Origin of the sequence: Bacillus sp. JJ783, from assembly GCF_036963225.1 — a bacterium.
In the GTDB taxonomy this organism is placed as follows: Bacteria; Bacillota; Bacilli; order Bacillales; family Bacillaceae_G; genus Bacillus_A; species Bacillus_A cereus_U.
The window spans coordinates 751-7,384 of the sequence record NZ_JBALMG010000157.1; the positions used below are offsets into that span (position 1 = coordinate 751).

The window sequence follows — 6,634 nt, forward strand, 5'->3', positions numbered from 1 at the left end:
AAAAAGAAAAACAAATTACAGAAGAACTAACTGAAAGGATATTAATAATGTTGGATGAATTAAAAAAGATTGGATTTACTAGGTGGGACACGGAAGTAAGACATGTGTTAATAAATGAAGAAGGTCAGTTAAAAGTCATTGACCATAAAAGAGCTTTTACTTCAAATAGTGAGGTTCCTACGAAGTTGTTAAAAGGGTTTAAGAAATTCGGACTATCACAAGATTTTCTGAACTATGTGAAAAATATACGTTCTTCTGTTTATAATAGATGGGCGGAACATCAATAAAAAACACATTATCTTGTGTATAACGTTTTTATATTGAAACTTTCATTTGGCTTCTTAATTATTCCCTTGTAAAATTCATTATAAAAATGAATAAATATACATGTAAATCTTAATACAAGATTATTTTCTCTCTCTTTTTGCGGGCAGTACTCCCATCGTCATCAAGCTAATAAAGGCAAATACCCCAAAAATAAGAAAAATGGCATATAAGGTTCTATATTTCATGTTGCAAGCAAAGTAAAAGAACCCTACACAAAGCCGGATTCTCTTACAAATGTATTCGTTTATAAAAGGCTTCACTAAAGGAATTGAGCCTGAACCACTCAATTCCTTTTTTATGTTATAACAAATGAATAAAAATTTTCAATAAAGGAAATTCCTTTTTGTCTTAAACTTAATTACAAATTGAAATTTTGAAGCAGAAGAATAACAGAACCACTCAAGGTGTTTTCTTAATCTCGCATTGCCCCTGCCTCTCGGGAAGTCATTGCCCCTTGTCCTTCACTTACATCTTTTTGGATTTCTTGCTTTACTTTGTTTGCATCAGTTCCAACAAAATCAGGTTTCAAAATAGAACCCGAATTTTCTTTAGCTTTGTTATGATTTAGCATACAAGTCCCCCTCAATTTCTTGTTTAACAATCTTATTATTTACAAAATTCATTTGGTATATCCCGAGTAGTTGAGCGAATTTTACGTAAAGTAAAAGGGATTTAAATTGTATAAGTGGTTTCTTATTTTAGGAATAGCCATTAGTCGGATTTTATAACTTTTCGCTTACATTTTTGATAACATTTTCAATAGATTGGCACATATAAACTGAAAAGCCCCTCCGGTACTTCTGAAGGGACACATTAATATATTCATTGTTATCAGCTATTTATAGTTCTATTTGATGAGAGTCTCCCTGAATATACATACATATACTCAACAGTGACAACATAATACCCACAACGAAAGTCATAGGATTATCTTCTTTTTCCTTGTCAAAAGTAAAGAAAGTTACTATACATAAAATAATTGTGAATATGGGCATGATTACAAATGCGTAACCGAATATAAATGAAACTCCACCCATAACCATCCCTATTAGTCCATATAGATTTTGGGTTGGAATTTTTTCTATAAGTTCCCTCTCATAATCAGATATGCCTTCATAATCATCTTCTTTCCATTTGTTCTTTAGTTTATTAAGAAAATTGATTGTTTTTTTGAAAAACTTCATTGTTTACACTCCTAGAGATTACATGAACGCTACGGTTTATTAAGTTTTCTCCTCTTTATTTTAACAGTAGGTACATTTGCTTTTTCTAAATAAAAACTATTCATTAGTCTAAACCATTACATAAGTAAAGTAGAAAAATAAGAATAGAAGATTGAAATTTTGTTTAAAACGTGGAAGTCATTTTTTGAAATTGATGAATGTAAAAATATTAAAAGAGAACGCCTAGAGTGTCATTTATATGGACAACTCATCGGCATTCTCCTCTGTTCTTCTACGATGTTTCAAATACGACAGTTTCTGCTTGAAAAGACAAAGCAGGAACTGAGTGAATACAAAGCGATTTATATGATTAAAGATTACTTTCCTTTACTGTTTCAAGCGATAGCCGCTGGCACAGAAGAACTTTTAAAAATTCTGCATCGTCTTTATCTGTTGCTCAAAAAGAATGGTCGTAAATGTCATCGGTATAAGAAGATGACCGTCTTTGATATTCTAGGGATTGTGTATAAAACGACGGTGAAGCATAGACAAGCTGCCTAGCGAAAAAATCACGTTTTAATAGGCTTCTTTAGCATGCCTACTTTTCTATCAATTGCTAGTTTTAAAACAAGGATCGTTTCATATCTAGTAATTTACTCGGTTAGCTTGATGGGCATGGGGTAGTACCCCTTATATCATAAAATTGTTGGGGGAGTAAAGAAGTTAGGGCGGAGATAGACTGGCAAGGGTATGAAAAGATGGCAAACAATGAAACGGTATTTCCGCTAATGCCAGTTTCTTTTTGTAGCATCATTCATACATTAGGATTAGGTCGTATAGGGGGGGATAAGAGTTATGAGAGAGTGTGTTTTAGTTATTGGTGCTCACCCAGATGATGAGTTATTAGGATCTGGAGGGACTTTAAAAAGATTAGTGGAGAATGGCCATCGGGTTATTTCAATAATTATTGCTTCAGGAAGAAGGGAGGAAGCGGATCGGATACATCAACTAGGCAAGGATGCAAATAAAGAAATTGGTATTGAAGAAGTGATATTCCTCAATCATCCTAATTTAGAATTGGAATTAATTCCGTTGCATCAATTAACGAAAGAATTAGAACAATTAATACAGAACTATAAACCAAGTAAAATTTTCACCCACCATTATGGAGATGTCAACATTGATCATCTAATTACCTTTCAAGCGGTTTTGACCGCAACGCGACCTCTACCTAAACGAAATCCGATAGAATTAATTACGTTTGAAACGGTTTCCTCTAGTGAGTGGAATGTCTATACAAATGATAAAGTTTTCAAACCTAATTATTTTGTTAATATTACAGATCAAATGGATTCAAAGATTGCGGCGCTCAAACATTATGATGTAGAAATGAGAGATTTTCCTCATCCTCGTTCGTATGAAGGCGTTCAGCATTTAGGAAGGGTTAGAGGTATGACGATTGGCGTACCATACGCTGAAGCGTTCGAAGTGATAAGGAGGATCTGGCAATGAGAAATGAGAGTATGTTTCCGTATTCCTATTTAATCGAAGCGATGGATAAATATTTTGGAATGCATTCACCTTCATCACCCAAAAAGAAAAATGCAACGAGAGAACGATATGTAAATGCAAAGCCAAAGGTGACTTCAAAGAAAAGAAGACTTTCTATATTAATTGCTACGTTTTGGGATTATCCTCATACGGGGGGGTTATCTAATTATATTACAGCACTTAGAGAAGGTTTAAAAAAATTGGGCCATAAAGTCGATATTATATCTCCTAATCAATTTCTTACGAGCGAAGTAAGAAACATGCGTAAAAAGGTTGTTCCAGAATTGAAAAATTTCTTTTCTGCACGTTATGGAAGCTATAATACCACGATTTTGAGAAATTGCAGACGTATGTATATCTACGAAATGATGTTGCTTAAAAATATCAACTTAAAAAAATATGATGTTTTTCATGCGCAAGATTTGTTTACAGCCAATATATTGGGAAGAATCAATCGACTTTATAAGAAACCTTTGCTATTTACACCCCATGGGATGTTTACTTTTAACCGGGTGAAATTTGGTATATTTGAAAAAGATTCACTAGAAGAAGCCTATTATAAAACATTAGAAAGTAAAGCTATTGAATTTGCCAATCATCTTATTATTCTCAGTGATTCATTTCGTCAACCGTTAATGCAACTGGGGGCAAAGCAAGAGGAAATGACAACTGTGCTTACGGGTATTGATTATCCTGAGAAGTATGATGTGAAAAATACATTGGCACAGAAAAAAATCGTTATTACATGTGTGGCGAGATTAGGACCAAGAAAAGGTCATAAAGTATTATTTGATGCACTTTCACAGATGGAAAGGAAATATACTGAAAACATTAAGGTGCTTATTGTCGGAGATGGCGAGATGAGAGATGCGTTAGAAAAGCAAGTTGCTTCTTTGAATCTTTCCATGGTGGAGTTTTTAGGGGAAAGAGATGATGTACCAAACATTTTAAGTAAAACCGATATTTTTGTACTTCCAACTCTAAATGATAGTCTGCCTATTTCTATTATTGAGGCCATGCATAGTGGAGCTTGTGTCATTTCGACAACATCGGGAGGAATACCTGAATTAGTGCATCACGAGAAGACAGGTATTCTAGTAGATGTAGGAGATGTAAATAAACTAAAACACGCATTAAAGTTCGTTATTGAAAACCAGCAAGATCGGGAGAAGTTAGGTGAAAATGCAAGAAACTTCGCTAAAAAATATTTAACTAGAGAGACAATGATAGCTCATATCGAAAAAATCTACAAAGATATTTAAGTGAGGAAGGATTCTATGTATCATGAACACAGTGCAGTTGTAATGGACTTAAGTGCCAATGGAGTTGGAATTATTAGAAGTTTAGCGAGAAAAGGAATTAAAGTTTATGCGTTTGATGTAGAGGGGCCTTATAAGATAGGGAGATCACGCCTTGCTTCATGCGGAGTATGTCCAAGTCCTTTATCGGAAGAAAAGGAATTATTAACTTTTTTAATCCACTTGGCTAAAGAATTAAAATTGAAACCAGTTTTGTATACAGGTGCGGATGATTATGTGGTATTTATTTCAAAATATCGAGCGGAGCTGTCTAACTACTATTTATTTTTGTTTCCTGAGCATTCATTAATTGAAACAATACTAGATAAACATAAAATGTATGAACTGGCTGTGAAGCATAATATTCCATGCCCGAAAACATATGTGATTGAACATAAAGGACAGTTAGAAGAAGCAATATTGAACCTCGGTTTTCCATGTATATTAAAGCCGACTTTGGGCCATAAGTTTCGAAAAAAAATAAATAAAAAGGCTATATTTATAAAAAATCCAGATCAACTAAGAAATGAGTATGAATTGTACCGACAGCATGGAAAGCTCATCGCTCAGGAAATCATTCCTGGAGACAATCAGCATTTTTATAAAGTGGCTACTTTTTATGACGACAATATGGAGCTATTAGCATTATTTTCTTTGCAAAAGAACCATCAATTTCCAGCTGACTTTGGAACAGGAGCTCATATTGTTAGTAAACAGATTCCAGAACTAGTGGATGTATGTTTACCTCTTTTTAAAAAAATACAACTTAAAGGTATTGGCATGGCAGAGTTTAAAAAGGACCCGCGAGATGATGTTTATAAGTTTATTGAAATCAATCCCCGTTTTTGGTTAACTCATAGCCTAACAGAATCTGCAGGCATCGATTTTGCTTATATGTATTATTTATATCTAACCAAGCAAAACCCAGCGCCAAGACTTAAACAAAGAGACGGTATCAAATGGATTTATCTTGTGCGGTATTATTTAACGTTCCGTGACAAGAAAAAAAGAGCTGAAATGACATGGCAAGATTTTTATGAAGGCTTGCGAGGAAAAAAAGAGTTCGCTCTTTTTGCGTGGGACGATCCGATGCCATTTATTAGAAGCGCATGGTCTCATTTGAGGAATGCATGGAAACGAAAATGAAAATGAAAGGAATGAAATCATTGTATGAAGCAAAAGAATTATCCTATTATTTAAAGAAGTTTAGAATTTCAGATAAAATCTCTTATTCAATGGGTGAAAGGGTAGCAATAGATCCTGCTAAAATTGAATGTCTGAAATCAACAACAAGAACTAGTATCTACAAATTATTTCTTCGAAAAAAAATGAAAAACTATCCCATTATTTTAAAAGTATATAATTCAACAAGCTACAGAAATGAAGTAGAGATTCAAGTATATGAAAAAGCGTATCCGATATTGAAAGAGTTTCTTCCTCAAATATATTATATTGAAAAAAAAGGAACTGAAACCTGGATATTCATGGAGTTTGTCCAGCAAGTACGCGGCCAGATTACTTTCTCCCCAAAACATTTAGAACATATTATCCCCACTGTTGCCAAACTTCACGCACACACATTTGAAGACAATTTGAAAAAATATAAAAATATTTGGAATGAATGGCTCCCCATTTATGAATCAAGCAAAATGAGAAGTGGTCGATCTAAATACATTGGAAGAACGATTACTTTTCTCGATGATGCAGTGCAAGACGATAGGGTAAGTGAGACCATTAAACCCTATCATAAATCGCTAATAAAACTGTGTCAGAAGGGACCGGATTTTTTTCCAGAACTATTTGAAAACGGTTCATCTATAACACATGGAGACCTTCATATGCAAAATATATGTAGTAATAATGTGACACTAGATGCTCCATGGAATATTCAGTTTATCGATTGGGAGTCTATTAAATACGGACCAGTCTGGTTTGATATGGTTGTTTTAGTCGAAATATTATTAGGCTTTAGAAAAGATTGGCAGAGCAATGCAGAAGAGATTCGCACGCATTGTGTGAATTTATATACAAAACAAATGCAGAAGAATGGGATTGAATTTAAAACAGCTCCAATTGATCTTTATAAAATGGCGTATTTGCAGAGAACATTAGAAAAGGGGCTGCATACTCAGTTACGAAGAATATTCAATAACCGTTCTGGTTGCGAATTATTAGCATATCATCTTGAAAAAGTTTCAATTTGGGGAGAAGAATTAGGTTTATAGAGGATAAATCTCCCTTGTATCATTAGAAGAGTTAGGATTTGACACTACCACCCCTAAAGGGGCCAGCTGA

General features: G+C 33.9%; 6 protein-coding genes and 2 pseudogenes. 6 read left to right on the plus strand and 2 right to left on the minus strand.

The features are described 5' to 3' along the window. A pseudogene (locus V7038_RS25785) lies at positions 1–287 on the plus strand (kinase); the annotation flags it as partial. Between the two features lie 452 nt (positions 288–739). Here the strand turns inward: V7038_RS25785 and V7038_RS25790 are convergent. Both V7038_RS25790 and V7038_RS25795 read right to left on the minus strand, forming a co-directional pair. Continuing rightward, the gene (locus tag V7038_RS25790) at positions 740–898 is read right to left on the minus strand and encodes a hypothetical protein (protein WP_002158183.1); all 159 of its coding nucleotides are present in this window, start codon (positions 896–898) and stop codon (positions 740–742) included. 268 nt (positions 899–1,166) lie between these two features. Next, a complete protein-coding gene (locus V7038_RS25795) occupies positions 1,167–1,511 on the minus strand; it encodes a DNA translocase FtsK 4TM domain-containing protein (protein WP_098989276.1) in 345 nt (114 codons plus the stop codon). Between the two features lie 147 nt (positions 1,512–1,658). Between V7038_RS25795 and V7038_RS25800 the strand changes: the two are divergent. The 5 genes and pseudogenes from V7038_RS25800 to V7038_RS25820 all read left to right on the plus strand — a co-directional run. Further along, positions 1,659–2,051: pseudogene (locus V7038_RS25800) on the plus strand (IS4 family transposase); the annotation flags it as partial. 294 nt (positions 2,052–2,345) lie between these two features. Next, positions 2,346–3,002, plus strand: a complete 657-nt coding sequence (locus tag V7038_RS25805; protein ID WP_002158179.1) for a PIG-L deacetylase family protein — start codon at positions 2,346–2,348, stop codon at positions 3,000–3,002. After that, on the plus strand, positions 2,999–4,303 hold the full coding sequence (locus V7038_RS25810) for a glycosyltransferase family 4 protein (RefSeq protein ID WP_098989277.1): 1,305 nt from the start codon (positions 2,999–3,001) through the stop codon (positions 4,301–4,303). Before V7038_RS25805 ends, V7038_RS25810 begins: the two co-directional genes overlap by 4 nt. Positions 4,304–4,318: 15 nt before the next feature. Next, positions 4,319–5,485, plus strand: coding sequence for a carboxylate--amine ligase (locus tag V7038_RS25815; protein WP_335695842.1), 1,167 nt, complete (start codon positions 4,319–4,321; stop codon positions 5,483–5,485). Then, positions 5,470–6,564 (plus strand): phosphotransferase, encoded by a 1,095-nt coding sequence (locus V7038_RS25820; RefSeq protein ID WP_078175229.1) that lies wholly within the window; start codon positions 5,470–5,472, stop codon positions 6,562–6,564. Before V7038_RS25815 ends, V7038_RS25820 begins: the two co-directional genes overlap by 16 nt. Positions 6,565–6,634: the final 70 nt, after the last annotated feature.

Bases quoted from the DNA above. Each gene is read 5' to 3' on its own strand.
- V7038_RS25795 (WP_098989276.1), bottom strand. From the start codon at position 1,511: ATGAAGTTTTTCAAAAAAACAATCAATTTTCTTAATAAACTAAAGAAC.
- V7038_RS25820 (WP_078175229.1), top strand. From the start codon at position 5,470: ATGGAAACGAAAATGAAAATGAAAGGAATGAAATCATTGTATGAAGCA.
- V7038_RS25810 (WP_098989277.1), top strand. From the start codon at position 2,999: ATGAGAAATGAGAGTATGTTTCCGTATTCCTATTTAATCGAAGCGATG.
- V7038_RS25790 (WP_002158183.1), bottom strand. From the start codon at position 898: ATGCTAAATCATAACAAAGCTAAAGAAAATTCGGGTTCTATTTTGAAA.
- V7038_RS25815 (WP_335695842.1), top strand. From the start codon at position 4,319: ATGTATCATGAACACAGTGCAGTTGTAATGGACTTAAGTGCCAATGGA.
- V7038_RS25805 (WP_002158179.1), top strand. From the start codon at position 2,346: ATGAGAGAGTGTGTTTTAGTTATTGGTGCTCACCCAGATGATGAGTTA.